The 16,210-nt window shown below is 41.4% G+C and carries 11 protein-coding genes, 2 tRNA genes and 3 pseudogenes; 8 read left to right on the top strand and 8 right to left on the bottom strand.

Annotated elements, in window-relative coordinates; translation table 11 throughout:
* Positions 1-20 precede the first annotated feature (20 nt).
* The 5 genes and pseudogenes from TT12_RS01605 (at position 21) to TT12_RS01590 (ending at position 4,193) form a co-directional block, all read left to right on the top strand.
* Positions 21-1,410 (top strand): annotated as a pseudogene (locus TT12_RS01605) (permuted SH3 domain-containing protein).
* 77 nt (positions 1,411-1,487) lie between these two features.
* Positions 1,488-2,947: pseudogene (locus tag TT12_RS01600) on the top strand (ABC transporter permease); the annotation flags it as partial.
* A gap of 63 nt (positions 2,948-3,010) precedes the next feature.
* Positions 3,011-3,484 carry an FtsX-like permease family protein gene (locus tag TT12_RS18995; RefSeq protein WP_353511610.1) on the top strand — a complete coding sequence of 158 codons (474 nt, stop codon included), beginning with the start codon at positions 3,011-3,013 and terminating at the stop codon, positions 3,482-3,484.
* Positions 3,485-3,881: 397 nt separating this feature from the next.
* Positions 3,882-3,957: transfer RNA gene (locus TT12_RS01595), tRNA-Lys, on the top strand.
* Between the two features lie 160 nt (positions 3,958-4,117).
* Positions 4,118-4,193, top strand: a tRNA-Lys gene (locus TT12_RS01590).
* A 63-nt stretch (positions 4,194-4,256) separates the two neighbouring features.
* On the opposite strand, the gene TT12_RS01585 is transcribed toward TT12_RS01590, so the two are convergent.
* The 3 genes from TT12_RS01585 to TT12_RS01575 all read right to left on the bottom strand — a co-directional run bounded on the left by TT12_RS01585 (position 4,257) and on the right by TT12_RS01575 (position 8,834).
* Complete coding sequence (locus tag TT12_RS01585) at positions 4,257-5,045, bottom strand: MBL fold metallo-hydrolase (RefSeq protein ID WP_045451637.1); 789 nt, start codon at positions 5,043-5,045, stop codon at positions 4,257-4,259.
* 284 nt (positions 5,046-5,329) lie between these two features.
* Positions 5,330-6,553, bottom strand: a complete 1,224-nt coding sequence (locus TT12_RS01580; RefSeq protein WP_193007149.1) for a hypothetical protein — start codon at positions 6,551-6,553, stop codon at positions 5,330-5,332.
* Between the two features lie 193 nt (positions 6,554-6,746).
* Positions 6,747-8,834, bottom strand: coding sequence for a catalase (locus tag TT12_RS01575; RefSeq protein WP_045451634.1), 2,088 nt, complete (start codon positions 8,832-8,834; stop codon positions 6,747-6,749).
* Positions 8,835-9,146: 312 nt separating this feature from the next.
* Here TT12_RS01575 and TT12_RS01570 point away from each other — a divergent pair.
* Together TT12_RS01570 and ppc are read left to right on the top strand one after the other, a co-directional pair.
* Positions 9,147-9,937: pseudogene (locus TT12_RS01570) on the top strand (dienelactone hydrolase family protein).
* Positions 9,938-10,031: 94 nt separating this feature from the next.
* A complete protein-coding gene (gene ppc / locus TT12_RS01565) occupies positions 10,032-12,821 on the top strand; it encodes a phosphoenolpyruvate carboxylase (protein WP_045451631.1) in 2,790 nt (929 codons plus the stop codon).
* Positions 12,822-12,915: 94 nt separating this feature from the next.
* Here the strand turns inward: ppc and TT12_RS18795 are convergent, their stop codons facing one another.
* From TT12_RS18795 to TT12_RS01550, 4 genes are all read right to left on the bottom strand, one after another.
* On the bottom strand, positions 12,916-13,149 hold the full coding sequence (locus TT12_RS18795; RefSeq protein WP_306304314.1) for a DUF938 domain-containing protein: 234 nt from the start codon (positions 13,147-13,149) through the stop codon (positions 12,916-12,918).
* On the bottom strand, positions 13,137-13,568 hold the full coding sequence (locus TT12_RS01560) for a DUF938 domain-containing protein (RefSeq protein ID WP_306304313.1): 432 nt from the start codon (positions 13,566-13,568) through the stop codon (positions 13,137-13,139). Before TT12_RS01560 ends, TT12_RS18795 begins: the two co-directional genes overlap by 13 nt.
* A gap of 81 nt (positions 13,569-13,649) precedes the next feature.
* On the bottom strand, positions 13,650-14,114 hold the full coding sequence (locus TT12_RS01555; protein ID WP_045451628.1) for a flavodoxin family protein: 465 nt from the start codon (positions 14,112-14,114) through the stop codon (positions 13,650-13,652).
* Positions 14,115-14,150: 36 nt separating this feature from the next.
* Positions 14,151-14,561, bottom strand: coding sequence for an OsmC family protein (locus TT12_RS01550; protein WP_045451624.1), 411 nt, complete (start codon positions 14,559-14,561; stop codon positions 14,151-14,153).
* Positions 14,562-14,816: 255 nt separating this feature from the next.
* Here TT12_RS01550 and TT12_RS01545 point away from each other — a divergent pair, with 255 nt between their 5' ends.
* Positions 14,817-15,137 (top strand): hypothetical protein, encoded by a 321-nt coding sequence (locus TT12_RS01545; protein WP_045451621.1) that lies wholly within the window; start codon positions 14,817-14,819, stop codon positions 15,135-15,137.
* A 142-nt stretch (positions 15,138-15,279) separates the two neighbouring features.
* On the opposite strand, the gene TT12_RS01540 is transcribed toward TT12_RS01545, so the two are convergent.
* Entirely contained in the window at positions 15,280-16,071 is a 792-nt protein-coding gene (locus tag TT12_RS01540) for a restriction endonuclease (protein WP_207803956.1), read from the bottom strand.
* Between the last annotated feature and the right edge of the window lie 139 nt (positions 16,072-16,210).

Below are 16,210 nucleotides of genomic sequence, written 5' to 3'. Positions count from 1 at the left end.
ATTGTGACTGGATTGTTGTTATGCGCAAAATAAGCAAAAAATCTGCTATTAAATGGGGGGTTATCGCCTTAGTTGTCATAGCATTATTGGCTTTGGCCTATCATTTCTTAAAACCAAAAGATATCACGCCCAATTACTTAACGGCTACCGCTGAAATTGGTGATATTGAAAACAATGTCATGGCTTCTGGCAAAGTTAAAGCGCTAAATACCGTTGATGTCGGCGCGCAAGTATCTGGTGAAGTAAAACGCCTCTACGTTGAGGTTGGTGATGAAGTGCAGCAAGGTGACCTCATTGCCCAGATTGATCAAGTCACTCAGAATAATAACTTGAGTAACGAGCAAGCTACTTTGGAGCAAAGCGTAGCCGCTATTGAAAGCGCTCAAGCAGAAGCACTAAGTCGCCAAGCTGGACTCAAAAGTGCACAAGCCGATCTTGCAAGTCGTCAAGCTGAATTAAGACAAGCACAAGCAGATTTTTCACGCCTGCAAGGATTACTCGCTATCGATGCGATATCACAACAGGATTACGATACACAGGCAACAAAAGTTCAAACAGCGCAGGCAGCGGTCGCCAATGCACGCGCTGCTATTGATACGGCACAAGCCGCGATTGCAACGGCCACTGCAAACATTAATAGCCAACAAGCAGCATTACGAAAGTCTCAAACCAATGTCGCAACGGCTCAAGAAGACCTTAGCTATACAACGATTCGCGCGCCAATATCAGGTACTGTCGTCTCAGTGACCACAGAGCAAGGCACAACGGTCAATGCCAATCAAACAGCCCCGACCATCGTAACTTTAGCAGATTTGTCTACTGTTAGAATCAACGCTCAAATCTCTGAAGCTGATGTCATTAATGTCAAAGCAGGCATGCCCGTTTACTTTAATATCATTGGTAATCCTGACCAAAAATTTGACTCCGTACTCAGAGCAATCGAGCCTGCTCCTGAAATGATTAGTGAAACCAGCTCTACCGACTCTGCTATCTATTATGTCGGCTACATCGAAGTACCTAATACTGATCGTCGCTTTCGTATTGATATGACGGCTCAAGTTATATCATCATCAACGAAGCAAAGAATGCTTTATTGATTCCCTCCGCTGCACTGCAAGCTGGCAAAAATGCTAGTAAATCGCCCCGCAATGCCGATATAGCTAAGACCGACAGTGAAACTCAAAAAAAGGTACAAAAGAGTAATCAAGACGATACTCAAAAAAATGCCACTACCGCTATCGTCCGAGTCTTACAAGCAGATGGTAATGTGGTTGAGCAAACGGTCACAGTTGGTATTAACAACCGAGTCAACGCTCAGATTTTGAGTGGTTTGAATGAGGTGATGAGGTGATACTAAGCGAAGAAGGTCCAAAGAAACAAAGTAAAGGCGGTGGTGGACGTCCATTCTAATAAATCAGACATGCTAAAAAATAGCTTTAGATTACAAAAAACGCTTCTGATATTGACTGATATAGGCAACCACATAAATGGATACTAAAAACCCCATTGTAAATACGGCAGCAGATGTCCCTTTGATGCAAGTCAAAGGGCTGATTAAAGAGTTCAATGCTGGTGAGCAAACCATTCGTGTGCTACACGATATTGATTTAACCATTAATCAAGGCGAAATGGTTGCCATCATAGGTCAGTCTGGTTCAGGCAAGTCCACTTTAATGAATATTTTGGGCTGCTTAGATAAAGCAAGCGCGGGCGATTACAAAATATTTGGGAAATCAGTCAGTCAGCTTGATGCTGATGAGCTGGCTGAACTACGCCGTGAGCATTTTGGCTTTATTTTTCAGCGATATCATTTATTAGGTGATATCAATGCACGAGACAATGTCGCTGTTCCAGCAGTTTATGCAGGTATGGATGGACACACACGCAGCGAGCGAGCCATAAAGCTCCTGTCGGATCTAGGGTTAGGAGATAAAACCACCAATCGACCAAATCAGCTCTCAGGTGGTCAGCAGCAGCGCGTTTCTATCGCTCGTGCACTAATGAATGGCGGTGATATCATCTTGGCCGATGAGCCAACTGGCGCGCTAGACAGCAAGTCTGGTGAAGATGTGATGCAAATTTTATATGACCTAAAAGCCAAAGGTCATACTATTATCATGGTCACTCATGACCCTAAGCTCGCAGCGCAGGCCGAACGTGTCATTGAACTTAAAGATGGCCACGTTATCGCTGATTACAAGACCGAACACTATCATCCAACCCATATCCAACTTGAGCCGATTTTAGACAATAATCGTAAAGGGGCTTTTAGTGGCTTTATTGATCGCTTATTTGAAGCATTCAAAATGTCACTACTGGCGATGCGTGCTCATAAGATGCGCACATTATTGACTATGCTTGGCATTATCATTGGTATCGCCTCAGTGGTCTCAGTGGTTGGGCTTGGCAAAGGCTCTCAAGAACAAATTTTATCAAATATTAGCTCACTGGGTACCAATACCATCACCGTTATTGACGGCTACCCTTACGGTGACCCAAGGCGAAGCTTTGGCGATGACAACTTAACACCTGATGACGCGCAAGCAGTCGCCGACCAGCCTACGTCATTAGTGTCAGCCCACAGCTTGATAGTAATATGAATGTACTCTATCGCAATATACAAGAAGCCGCCAGTATCAGCGGCGTCGGTGAAGATTATCTGGATGTGAGTGGAGAGAAGCTCGCTCAAGGTCAAGGCTTCGATGAACAAAGCATCTCACTCCGTACCCAAGATATTATTATCGATGATAACGCCCTGCAAACTTTCTTCCCTGACAATCCCAACCCTATCGGTGAAGTGGTACTGATTGGCAGTGTTCCTGGACGTGTCATCGGTGTACTTGAGCCTAACAGCAGTGGCTTTAGTAGAAATACGGATACACCAACGTTTTATATGCCTTACACCACTATGATGTCACGTATCATAGGCAGCACCTATATCGAAAGCTTTGTTGCACTTATCGATAATAATATATCGTCTGCTGCCGCTGAAGCCGCTATTTCCAGTCTAATGACAAGCCGACACGGCACTGACGATTTTCGTATACGAAACTCAGATTCTATCCGTGAGACTATCGAATCGACGACTGGTGCATTGACCCTACTGATATCCTCAATTGCCATTATCTCTTTGATTGTTGGTGGCATCGGAGTGATGAATATTATGTTGGTATCAGTGACCGAGCGTACTAACGAAATAGGTGTACGCATGGCAGTAGGTGCACGCCAAAATGATATTATGCAACAGTTTCTCATTGAAGCCATACTGGTTTGTATTTTAGGTGGTCTGCTAGGTATTGGATTGGCATTTGCCATTGGCGAGCTGATTAACCGAATGGGCGGTGATAGCTTCCAAGTTATCTACTCACCAACCTCTATCATTGCTGCTTTTATTTGTTCAACCTTGATTGGCGTTGTCTTCGGCTTTTTGCCAGCACGTAACGCAGCCAAGTTAGATCCTGTTGAAGCACTTTCTAGAGATTAACCGCTATTTGCCAAATATCAGACAGCTGAATACAGTATTTCCTTTAAATTCACTGATAAACGTCAATAAAATGCATATTTTTTATTTTAATTGCACTTTTTTTATATTACGGGGTTGTAATTGTCCTGATAGTGTATATAATGTGCTCTCACGTTTAGGGATAGAAATTCTTTAAACGTTGAAACAAACTTAATGCCTCTTTTAATGTTGATTGACCTAATATTAAAAATTAAGTTTAAAGACATTTTTTAGATGTCTAGTTTTAATAAGTTTGCCTTCAAGGAAACTTATCTTGTAGTAGATATAAACCTAGTAAAGGTATAGAGTTTTTAGAATTTACGAAAATGTAAACTCTCTTGTACTCAGATGAAGTAATATTTCATTTTATCTTCGCTCAGGGCCGATAGCTCAGTTGGTAGAGCAGTTGACTTTTAATCAATTGGTCCCGCGTTCGAGTCGCGGTCGGCCCACCATATTTAGTATTATGCTTGTTATGTACATTGCCCTATCAGGTATTGGCATAATAAGTAACAAAGTTTAAGAAGCTTTCTTTTAGAAAACTTCACCGAATTTACGAAGTTGTAAATTCACTTGCAGAGTTAAAAAAAGCCATGCTTTTTTATACACTCTTCAGGGCCGATAGCTCAGTTGGTAGAGCAGTTGACTTTTAATCAATTGGTCCCGCGTTCGAGTCGCGGTCGGCCCACCATATTTAGAAAGCCCAGTCATTATATTAATAATGACTGGGCTTTTTTTTGCTTAAAATTTCACTTTATTTTTTACGGTTTCGTTTAAAAATAGTGAAGTCAGTGTCTTTTCGCCACAGTAGCTTATGCTTAATCGTGTCTTTGATCGTCCGTGGATGCTTAGGTGCTTGCGTAATCAGCATATCAAACGTTTCTGCGTCGATTGCTAGCTCACGCCCATGTGCCATCATAACCATAGAAGGTTTTAACGCCTTTATTCTTTGTAGTGACTGAATATAGACTTTAGGATCATAAATAGGAAAAGGCGCCACAAACTTATGACGCAGTTTGATAATGAGATCGGCCGTATAGACTTGCCGACTTGGTACATGAAATAGAGACAAGTCACGATCTGTATGTCCGGGTGTTTCCAGTACTTGCCATTCATCAAATTTCGGCACACTATCCCCATCTTTAACGGTCATATCAGGCGTAAGATGGGCAGGATAATACAGGTTCTTAAGGGAGCGACCTTGACGTCTCGCCACATAATGCGCAAGATTTATATCCACAAAATGCATGGCATGCCCACCGATACCGCTATACCATTGACGCTTTTTTTCTGCCGAAACAATGATACAGCCCGTCTCTTTTCTGAATTGATGAGCGCCGCCTGCATGATCAGGATGCATATGGGTCACCACGACGACTTTTAGATCGCTGATTGGTCGCTGTAACCTCGTTCTAATATAATCTAATACCATCGCTACATCAGGGCGGCAACCACCGTCCAGCAGCATGATTTTATCTGGATATACCGCAAGATAAGTACTTTGGATATATCCTTCTAAACGTACAATTTCACATAAACTCATTTGCGTTCCCTGCTACATGATTGCTCACTGTTATAGTATCCCTACTATAGGAGACGCTTTTAACGCGCCTTAATAGGATTTAGTATAACGCCCACCATTCAACTTGTAATGACTTTGAGTGAACGCTTGTGGCTATTTTTTTGAGATGAGCTTTTGTCTGAAATAGGTTTGCTTCTTAACTCTTTTTTTGGCTTAATCATCATTGGCTAAAAAGCAAAAACCTAACATTAATGTTAGGTTTTTATTTGAGTTTTTACTGCCTATTAATTCATGCTGTTTTTAAATTAGAATGGTAAAACCAATGCCTCTTTATCGTCACTGGTGATTTCCATATACTGATAAATCCCTTTTCTATCATAAATCTGGGTTTCTAAAGAGTAGCCAAACCCTGGTTGATATGCTCGGCCCATTTGAGCAACTCCATCACTACCCAATGCAATTGCCATCAGATACTGCTGCTCACTGGTATTTTTAGAGGCCTCTAATGACATATCAGTGGGGTTATTTAGATAAATTACTTTTTTCCCAGCTACTGTTTTGACGCCTTCTTCTAGTATTTGAGGTGAAACATTATAATTGATGGCATAAGTACAAACTGGTTGTATATTATACAAAGTAGCACCAAGAGTGTCTTTGTTAAAGACCAGTCCACTGTTACTCAATTTAAGCGCACAAACCAAATCTTCAATTTTTGAGTGAGCGTCACGATACGCTTTTAATGTTGAATACTTGTTGGCATCTCCTGATTGATTATTTCCTGAGAAAAAATCCACATCTTCAAGCGTTATTACCTCACCTTGCGTTAAAATAAAGTCGATATTGTATCTTTTAGCCCCGCCCGGAAGACCTACCGCTTTAATAATAACGTCATATTTTGAGCTGCCTTTATCAAAAATCAGCTTACCCGCGCCTACCTTAAAATCACTTCTATAATCAGGAAACGTAAGTTCGTCGCGGCTGCCCCATTTGCCATTGTAGCTTAGAGTATCTCCAGTAAAGTATCTATTATAAAAAAAGTCTTCCGTAATACCATCACTGACTGAGAGCCATTGCTTTAATGCAGGCTCATACATCCAATGGCGTTCAACAACTTTATTTAAACTTTCGTCCAGCTTGTACTGTTTAACAAAAGTACAATATGTTCGATTCTTGTCCGTACAGCTATAACCCTGCGGGTTATTATCCTCGTAGCGACCAATGTCAATATCAAATATTCCTGTTTTAAGGTCATTCAATCCGTCATTATTAGCTTCGATATCTAATGGCTTATTATTGAGAGGTAATGAAGGTAGGGTCAAAGTATCTTTTAGCTCTACTGCTTCAGGTTTCGGTATTTCAGGCCTGGGTTTTGAAGTTTCTGGCTTGGGTTTTTCGGGTTTCGGTTTTTCAGTATTTATCTGTTCGTTAGAAGTAGCATTATCGCTGCCACTTGATCCGCCACAACCTACTAGACTGCCTGTCAGTAGAATCAACAAACTAAGTGATAAATTCTTATTAAGTATTTTCACGATAAAAATTCCGGACGAATAGTATTGTTAGATAATTTAAACTTTATTTAACAAAAAAACAACTAAAATACACATTGAGTTTTTATTCTATTTTCAAATATTTGGGCGCTACCAAGCACTCTGAAATTAGCTTTAAAAATTCAATAAAAAACCCAGCACAATGGCTGAGTTCTTTATTAAAGGTCTAAAAAAACTACGCCAAATCACGAACCTTTGGCTCACGTTCCCACAGACGAGATTTGGCATTCTCAATAAAAGTATCCAATTCAGCCAGTGGGGTGACAAAGGCGTCTTTTTCAATGGGCAGCTTACTTAAGATAAACTCATCGGTCGCCCCGCAATAAGCAATCGCTTTGCAATGTCCATAAGCATCATTGAACCAATCTAGTGCTGAGCTGTCTTTTGCTAGCTTCTTAGCTTGCTCTGGCATAATGATACTAACAACAGCGTCAAACATCACTGATGGACCGCCAGCGAGACGCTCATCTGCTTGTATGCGAGTGTTGTCATCTAAGACAACTTCTTTATTGGGTGCAACGATTTTCACGCTAGCACCCTGCGCTTTTGCCGCCTCTTCGAACTTTTTGATTTCACTATGCTTAGAGCCTTCAGCGACCAAGATACCAATCAAACGCCCTTTTAAACTCTTAGGCGTTAGACCAATCGTTTGTACTGCTTTCGATGTCGCCATATCCTGTACAGGAGCAGCGGCATCAGCAGGCTCTGGCAGTTCCATACCTAGCGCTTTTGCCACACGATTTGCCAAGTCTTCATCGATATGCGGCAGATGGCTCAGCATACGCGTACGTACATGCGCCGTATCTACTTTACCTAGCTCAAAGGCATAAGCAGAAGCAATGTGCGCTTGCTCAGCTGGCGTCTGGCTGCGATAGAACATCCGCGGTTGACTATAATGATCGGCAAAGCTCTCTGCACGCACGCGACCTTTCACACCATCATCCAACTGCTCATGGAATGATTCAAAGCCACGTTTGGCACTTTCGCGCGGTCTAGTCGGATCTAAGCTTTGCGGTTCATAGAGCACACGAGTCTTAGGTACTTGCATCTGCATATGACCATCTTGCTGATTATTGGCAAACGGGCATTTCGGTGCATTGATTGGAATTTGGGCAAAGTTAGGCGACCCTAAACGTGATAACTGGGTGTCTAGATAACTGAACAGACGACCTTGTAATAATGGGTCATTACTGAAGTCTATACCTGGTGGCAGGTGCGATGGACAGAACGCCACTTGCTCGGTTTCTGCAAAAAAGTTATCGGGATAACGGTTCAGCACCATTTTACCCACGACTTTCACTGGCACCATCTCTTCTGGAATCAATTTGGTGGCATCTAGATGATCAAACGGGAATTTATCAGCTTCTTCTTCAGTAAATAGCTGGACGCCAAACTCCCATTCAGGATAGTCGCCATTATTAATGGCTTCAAACAAATCACGGCGATGATAATCAGGGTCAGCGCCTGAGATTTTTACCGCCTCATCCCATGTGGTTGACTGTACACCGAGTACAGGTTTCCAATGGAAACGGACAAAGGTGCTCTTGCCTTCTTTGTTGATTAAACGATAGCTGTGAATACCAAAGCCTTCCATCATGCGTAAACTGCGTGGTAGTGCACGATCACTCATCAGCCAAATTAAATTATGCATGGTCTCAGGACTTAATGACACAAAGTCCCAAAAGGTGTCATGCGCCGAAGCCGCTTGCGGGAAGCCGCGATCAGGCTCTGGTTTGACCGCATGAATCAAATCTGGAAACTTCATCGCATCTTGAATAAAGAAAATCGGCATGTTGTTACCCACGATGTCCCAATTGCCTTCTTCGGTATAAATCTTCACAGCAAAACCACGCACATCACGTGGCGTATCTTTTGAGCCTTTATTACCTGCAACAGTAGAAAAACGGGTAAATAAAGGCGTCTGTTTACCCGTTTCAGTCAAAATTTTCGCCGTGGTATATTTTTCGAGCGACTCAGTGAGTTCAAAATAACCGTGAGCAGCACTACCGCGCGCATGGACGATACGCTCAGGGATACGCTCATGGTCAAAATGATGAATTTTTTCTCGTAATACAAAGTCCTCTAGCAATGTGGGGCCACGACTGCCTGCTTTTAGAGAGTTTTGATTATCAGAGATGACGACACCTTGTTGGGTCGTTAGCACTTTAGCGTCATCCCCTGCGCGCTGGTGAGTTTCACCGCCATTGCCACGTTCCGTATTCATATCTTTAGCGGGGTCAGTATGATCAATATTATTTTTCATTATGCATCCTAGCTAGTAATTAAAAGTAGGCTCTATTTCTTTAGAACCTTTGTATAGAGCTGTCTTTAATATTAGCCAAAAAATATGACTAATTCATGGCACTCCTTGTTGATATTTGGTTAAAGTTTGCAGCCGTGATAAAGCCGTAATTTCAGCGTATTTAAAGAGAGCTTCAACGTTGACGATAGATTCTTGTCATGTGGTGATTTTTTAAGGTATGCTCTTAGGAAGCATTAAAACAGTTGATAAATAAAATGGGCATGGTTTTAGCCAACTATTTATCTTTTTTATACGATTATAAGGCGACCTACCATGTTATCAACTTTAAAGACTCCGTCCAAAAAACCTTATCACTCATTGCTAATGGGTGCGTCAATCGGACTAATGGCACTGACTTTCAGCCAAACAGCTGCCGCTATTACAACCAAAAATATTACCTATACCGTGGATGATCAAGCATACGAAGGCTATTATGCCAAAGCCGACAAAGCGAATGCGCCTTTTATTCTACTCATTCATGACTGGGATGGATTGACAGACTATGAGCGCAAACGTGCTGATATGTTAGCAGGCGAGGGCTACAACGTATTGGCGGCAGACATGTTCGGGCAAGGCGTTCGCCCTACTTCTATTGAAGAAAACAAACGCTTAACTGGGGAGTTATACGATGATCGCAATAAAATGCGCCGCATACTTCAAGGTGCGCTGAATGCTGGAAGACTACAAGGTAATGATGTGCGTAAAGGCACTACCATGGGATATTGTTTTGGCGGTACCGTTGCTCTGGAGCTGGCGCGCTCAGGATTTGAGCAAAAAGCATTTGTACCCTTCCATGGTGCCTTTGATATTCCAACGGGTCAAAGTTATGACAAGACAACTGGAGAAATCTTAGTATTCCATGCTCTGCTGATGAATCTGTTTCTCTAGAGAGCTTCGCCACTTTGGGTAAGACATTAGAAGCCGCCAACGTACCGCATGAGATGGTGACATATAGTGGTGCACCACATGCCTTTAGCGTGTTCGGCAGTGATAGATATGATGCACGTGCAGATGAGCGCTCGTGGAAACGCTATTTGGATTTTTTAGCAAATGAATATAAATAACTTTAATTTATATCCTATAAGAACAGCAACCCTTAATTATTAACCAGCCTATCTCATTGATAAATGAGTCGATTAAAAGCCAAGGAAGCCAATTATGTTATTGAAGAACGACGTATTGCGTGCGCGTGTTAGATTGTTAGGCGCATTTTTAGGTGAGGCCATTTCTCGCCAATCTGGTGAGGATACCCTACGTACTATCGAAACATTGCGCAAAGGCTTTATTCAGGAGCGCCGTGAGCATAATCCAGCACACAAACAGCAGCTGATCGATCTTATTGCCTCATTAGACAATCAAACCTTAAAAAACGTCATTCGCGCATTCTCTATTTACTTTTTTCTCGCCAATTTAACGGAAGAAAACTATCTGCGTGAGCAACGCCGTACTATGCGTGCCCAGTCCAATCAAAGCTGGGAGGGCTCCTTTCGCCGCACCTTGTTAGAATGCCGTGAGCGGCAAATCGAACCTGCGCAAATCAAAGAGCTTATTGATCACCTTAAATTTATTCCTGTTTTTACGGCTCATCCTACCGAAGCCCGTAGACGCACCACCATGAATATCTTGCAAACCCTCTATGAGCATACCGATGCCATGAGCGACTATCCCGAAGGCAGTTTAGCCTTTTTGCAAGCTGAGCAAAAAACAGCAGAAACCATTGATTTACTATGGTCGTCAGACGAAGTTCGCAGCCGAAAACCTTTGGTTTATGATGAAATAAACAACGGCTTACACTATTTTGATGCCAGCTTATTCACTGCCATTCCCAAAGTATATCGTAATATAAAAGACGCTATCGTCGATATCTATCCTGAGTTAATCGACTATCCTTTACCCGCCTTTGTCAGTTTTGGCTCTTGGATTGGCGGCGATAGAGATGGCAATCCATTCGTCACCCATGAAACCACTGAAATGGCGGTATTGATGCATGCCAATACTGTACTGCGTCATTATCAAGTATTGGTCAGAAAATTGCGTCGTGAGCTGATTCATAGCGATACTATCGTCGATATCGCACCAGAGATTTATACCCGTATCAAAGACTACAGCACACTCGATCAAAAAGTCTTTTGCTACAATCCTGATGATTACAATAATGAGCCGTACCGAAGATTGCTGTCCATTATTCTGGCTAAAATAAAAGCGACCAACCAGCATATCCAAAGCCAAGGCACAGATGATGAGGCTGCAAAAGAGGCTTACTCAACACCGACGGCCTTGCTAGATGATTTACGCCTTATTCGCAAAAGTGTCAATACTCATGACAAAGCACATGGCGAAGGCTTACTACTTGATACTATTCGCCTAGTCAAAACCTGCGGCTTTCATTTGGCTGCGCTGGATATTCGTCAAGATTCAGGTTATCACGGCGAAGTCATTGCAGATATTTTTGCTAGCGCCTCAAATCTGCCCGACTATAAAACCCTCAGCGAAACAGAGCGCCAACAATGGCTAACGCGTTTGCTGGAAAAGGCAGGTGCACCGCTGATTTATACCGACAACTTAAGCGCGCAAACACACGAACAGCTTGCTCTGATGAATTCTGTCGCTAAACTTCGCAAACTGGTCGGCGACGATACTTTTGGTAGCTATGTAATTTCGATGACCAATAACGCCAGTCAGCTATTAGAGGTGCTGCTACTGATGCGTTTTGCAGGCTTATCGGGTATTGATAAGAATGGGCATTTATTTTCTGCCCTACCAGTTGCGCCACTGTTTGAAACCATCGAAGATTTAAAAAATATCGATAAGATTATGCCAATGGTGTTGGACAATCCGCTGTATCGGGAGCTACTTGAGCACTCAGGAAACATTCAAGAGATTATGCTTGGCTACTCAGACTCCTCTAAAGATGGCGGCATTATTACCTCCGCTTGGCAATTATATAGTGCCCAGCAAACCATCACCGATATCGCCAATCAATATGGTATCACCACCCGCCTGTTCCATGGTCGTGGTGGTTCCGTCAGTCGTGGTGGTGGCTCAACCCATCAAGCCATCGCCGCGCAGCCTGCTGGCACTTTAAACGGACAGATCAAGTTCACTGAACAAGGCGAAGTACTTTACGCCAAGTATGCCAATCCAGATACTGCCGTGTTTGAATTAACCATGGGAATCACGGGGGCGCTAAAAGCCAGCTCGTCACGATTTGTCGAACAACCCAAACAGCTAGATAGCTATGAAGCGTTGTTTGCTGATTTGGCAGATGCAGGCGAACAGCAATATCGTGAGCTGACGGATAACACAGAAGGCTTCTATCAGTTTTATTCTGAGGCTACGCCAGTACAAGAGATTTCATTGCTCAATATTGGCTCGCGTCCTGCTCACCGTAAAAAAGGACTACCGAGCAAATCGACGATTCGAGCGATACCATGGGTATTTGGCTGGTCATTGGCGCGCTTTACCCTTCCTGCTTGGTATGGCGTGGGCAGCGCTTTAGATAGCGTCAAAAAAGACGAAGCGTTAATGAAAGAGATGAATAAAAACTGGCCGTTTTTCAATGTCTTTATCAGCAATATCGAAATGGCTTTTACAAAATCCGAGATGAATATCGCCCGTGCATACAGTCAACTGTGTGCAGATGAAAGCTTACGTGAGCAGGTCATGCAGGCAGTGATTGATGAGTATGAACTGACGCACGCAGGTCTCAACTCCTTGCTAGAGCAGGCGTCTTTACTCTCAAACCAACAAGACTTGGCTCATTCATTGGAATGGCGTAACGCCTATTTAGATCCCATCAACTACATCCAGATTGAGCTACTCAAGCGTATGCGCCAGCCTGATAACGCTAGTGATGATAAATTGGAAAATAACGAGAGACTGGCTGTCGAAGATGCATTGATTCGTAGTATCAATGCTTTGGCAGCAGGGCTACGCAATACAGGTTAGTATTTATAAATAGGTTGGTCTTTACGGATTCGAACTTATATAAAGCTGAGTTGATTCATAGTGTTATCACAGTGAATCCACTCAGCTTTTTACGTTAATAGAGTTTTTCGAATACTAATATTTGATTGTTAGATGGCATCTCATAACGCTTACTTAACATTAAATGATGTGTATTTGCCAAATCTATAACATCTTCTAAATGACGGATGCCACTGTTAGCATCGCGCTGGCGCAAGCTATGGTCAAACTGACGATTGCTTGCGCTGCTATAACTGCCATTTTCGTTAAAGGGTCCATAAACGATGAATTTACCATTTAAAGGTAGCATACCACCGACAATTGGAATAATTTAGCCACTAAAGACCACGACATGATATGCAAGGTATTGGCGGTAAATACCGCATCATACGGTATATCGGCAACCTCATTGACTGGCACTGAATCACACGATACATCAAAAGTAAGCGGTGCATATAAATTAGGGGCAGGATAAGCATTATGCCAAGCATTGATAGTGGCGTGATTGACAAACACATCACTGGTCTGCCATGTTAAATGAGTCAATTTTGGTGCGAAATACACACTATGCTGACCCGTACCTGACCCAACCTCTAACACGTGCTTAAAGTCTTTTAGCTCTTCTTGTAGAACTGTCAGAATCGGCTGTTTGTTATTTTCGCAAGCTTGAGAAAATGGCAGTCCAGCCGTAAGAGTAGACTGTTTATTATCTGAGTTATTATTAAACATAAAACCTCTTACCTTGATAATAACTAAATAGCAACGGGGTATGAACTACCAACCAACTATCAATAAATTAAAGATTAAGCACTAATAAATACCCGCTTCCAATCCAGCCGCCAGTGTCATCGCCAGTTCTTCTACTTGTTCAGTAAAACCATCTTGCCAATCACCTTGCAAAATCAGCACCTCTTGAATCCATGACCAGCGCAACCCAGTAGTAATCGTCTTGATAGCAAGCTTAGTACCCGTACCATCATGTCCTGCACGAATGTATAGTGCAAATGGCATGCCTTGCTTCTCTTCTAGCACAGGATAATAACAACGATCAAAGAAGTCTTTGGTCAGCCCTGCCATATAAGCCAAGTTCTCAGTCGTCCCTAATAATACTGCATCAGCTGCCAATACATTCTCGGGTTGGGTATCTTGTGGTGACTTCAATATGACATTAATATCTAAATCAGGATGATTGGCACCCTCAAAAGCAGCCTTCGCCAATTTCTGAGTATTGGGCGATGGCGCATGCGCAACGATCAGTAAGGTTTTGCTAGCCATATCAATCACCCTTATAGAGGTTACTAGTTTTTGGAATTAGTAGTTCTTGGAATGAATAGTCACTTTTTGAATAATATCAGGATGGATACTTTTCGCAACTGGGCAAGTAAGCGCAGTGTTATAGAATATCTTTGTCGTTTTTTCATCTAATGGTTGATTAAAAGTAATAACAACATGTACTTCACTGACTCGTCTTGGATCAGCAGCCATTATTTTGGTCACTTCAGCTGTAGTGCCTGAAATATCGATATCCATATCACGAGCTTTGATACCGATAATCGTCAACATACAACTGGCTAAACTCGTCGCCAATAAATCAGTCGGTGAAAACGCTTCGCCCTTGCCCTGATTATCAACTGGCGCATCGGTAATGATTTCATTGTTTGATTGCAAGTGTATGGCAGTGGTACGCAAATCGCCTTGGTAAGTTACTTTTGAGGTTGTCATATTTTCTCCTTTGATATTTATTATTTTTGGATTGTCAGTTTTTTAAAATACTGTAGGTAAAACACTGATCTATATTAAGTAATTTTGGGTTTTTGGTTAAAATATAATGTTATGCGCTTCCAGCTTTCTGAATAATACTTTATGTCTAGCAATTCATTAAGATAAAAAAACTTAAGTTCATTAAAATTATATTGAAATTTTAGCTATAAACCTCCATATGAGTTATTCAAATTCAACTATATTAAGGAACTAACAATGTTAAATAAAATAGCTACAACTCAATACAATGACTGGGTCGGTGGAGCTGCATTTGATGATGCAGATATTAGAACACTTTCAGATTATGTGAAAGATGCTGGATACATTCAGTCTAATGAAGTTATATTCAGCTTTGAAGCAACATATAGCAATACAGCTAGAAATTTTACGGTAAATATTAGCTATACAGATATGAGCTATGATGAGTTTAAAAATTCTGGCACTACTTTGTCTAATGCAAGTTTAGAGTTAACACTGGAAGAGTTTTTCGTCTTATTCAAGCGTGCTAACTTTGCAGTAGCAAAAAAGGGTTTGTAAACACAAGAATATTCTTTAGTTTTAAAAACTCATACTATCTAAGAACTCAACCATTATAATGGTAAGTGGTTAGTTATATAACGTTTGCGACTAGGACATAAAGTAAGAAATGTCCTTTTTTGCATTTTTTATCGTTCTTTTCTTACATTATAGATTGTCTCAGCCATAATTTGGGTAGTGGTTTGTTTATCATCACTAGTTCTATATCTCGTATTGGTTTATAGTCACCATTTTTATACATTTCCCATTCAGCCATCAGTAGCTTCTCTTCAAAATGATTTAAATTAAGATTAAGCCATATTGAGAGCTGTTGAAAATTATGAGCAATTTTTTCACCTTTTTGTTCTTTTAAAAAAGATTCTAACTGTATAGGATATTTACGTTTTTCTGCCGCCATAATAGCCGTTCGCGCTGTCATTAATAATTGCTGACCAGTGAATTGCATTGAGAAATCCATAATTTCGTGACGGAGACCGTATTCAATTCTCAATCTCTTAGAGTGTGACCAATACCTATCTTCTAAAAGTAAGAGTCGTTTATAATATGTCTTTAAAATTTCAGTTTCAATTAGTCCCTTGGTATCAATTTTCAATTCATCAAAGGTTTTAAGTTTTACATTAGTATTATTAGCTGCCTCAAAAGCGCCACTCTGAAATCCTGCTACAGATATAATAAACCCGCGGTCTGCACCTATATCATCTACAATTGATCTTAGTGTCAATACTTGAGCCTTAGTTACTTTGCTTTTCCAATATTTTGCTTCAACAATCCAAGTGATATTTTCACCCAAAAATCTAGTTTTGACAAATATATCTATATCATGGCAAGTTCGCACACCTTGAATTCTAACGTTAGTTTCTGCATCAGCTCCTAGCGAATTAAAATGTTCTTTAATATTTTCTTGGAACTCATACCAGCTTGGTTCTCTATCCATAGATGTCCTTACGCTTAATCATGTGAAACTAACAGTTTACTATCCTAGCAATATAGCAATAAAATCTTCATCATGCATTCTTTCAAACTATAGATAATGTACTATCTAGAGACATTTAACATTAAATTTAAGCCGCACG

Source organism: Psychrobacter sp. JCM 18903 (genome assembly GCF_000586475.1).
In the GTDB taxonomy this organism is placed as follows: domain Bacteria; phylum Pseudomonadota; class Gammaproteobacteria; order Pseudomonadales; family Moraxellaceae; genus Psychrobacter.
Note: the sequence above shows the minus strand (reverse complement) of the source record. Positions and strands in the feature narration are given on the sequence as shown.

Excerpts from the sequence above, each read along its gene's own strand:
- TT12_RS01560 (WP_306304313.1), bottom strand. The coding sequence starts at position 13,568 with ATGTTTAATAATAACTCAGATAATAAACAGTCTACTCTTACGGCTGGA.
- TT12_RS18995 (WP_353511610.1), top strand. The coding sequence starts at position 3,011 with ATGACAAGCCGACACGGCACTGACGATTTTCGTATACGAAACTCAGAT.
- TT12_RS01585 (WP_045451637.1), bottom strand. The coding sequence starts at position 5,045 with ATGAGTTTATGTGAAATTGTACGTTTAGAAGGATATATCCAAAGTACT.
- TT12_RS01550 (WP_045451624.1), bottom strand. The coding sequence starts at position 14,561 with ATGACAACCTCAAAAGTAACTTACCAAGGCGATTTGCGTACCACTGCC.
- ppc (WP_045451631.1), top strand. The coding sequence starts at position 10,032 with ATGTTATTGAAGAACGACGTATTGCGTGCGCGTGTTAGATTGTTAGGC.
- TT12_RS01555 (WP_045451628.1), bottom strand. The coding sequence starts at position 14,114 with ATGGCTAGCAAAACCTTACTGATCGTTGCGCATGCGCCATCGCCCAAT.
- TT12_RS01545 (WP_045451621.1), top strand. The coding sequence starts at position 14,817 with ATGTTAAATAAAATAGCTACAACTCAATACAATGACTGGGTCGGTGGA.
- TT12_RS01575 (WP_045451634.1), bottom strand. The coding sequence starts at position 8,834 with ATGAAAAATAATATTGATCATACTGACCCCGCTAAAGATATGAATACG.
- TT12_RS18795 (WP_306304314.1), bottom strand. The coding sequence starts at position 13,149 with ATGCTACCTTTAAATGGTAAATTCATCGTTTATGGACCCTTTAACGAA.
- TT12_RS01540 (WP_207803956.1), bottom strand. The coding sequence starts at position 16,071 with ATGGATAGAGAACCAAGCTGGTATGAGTTCCAAGAAAATATTAAAGAA.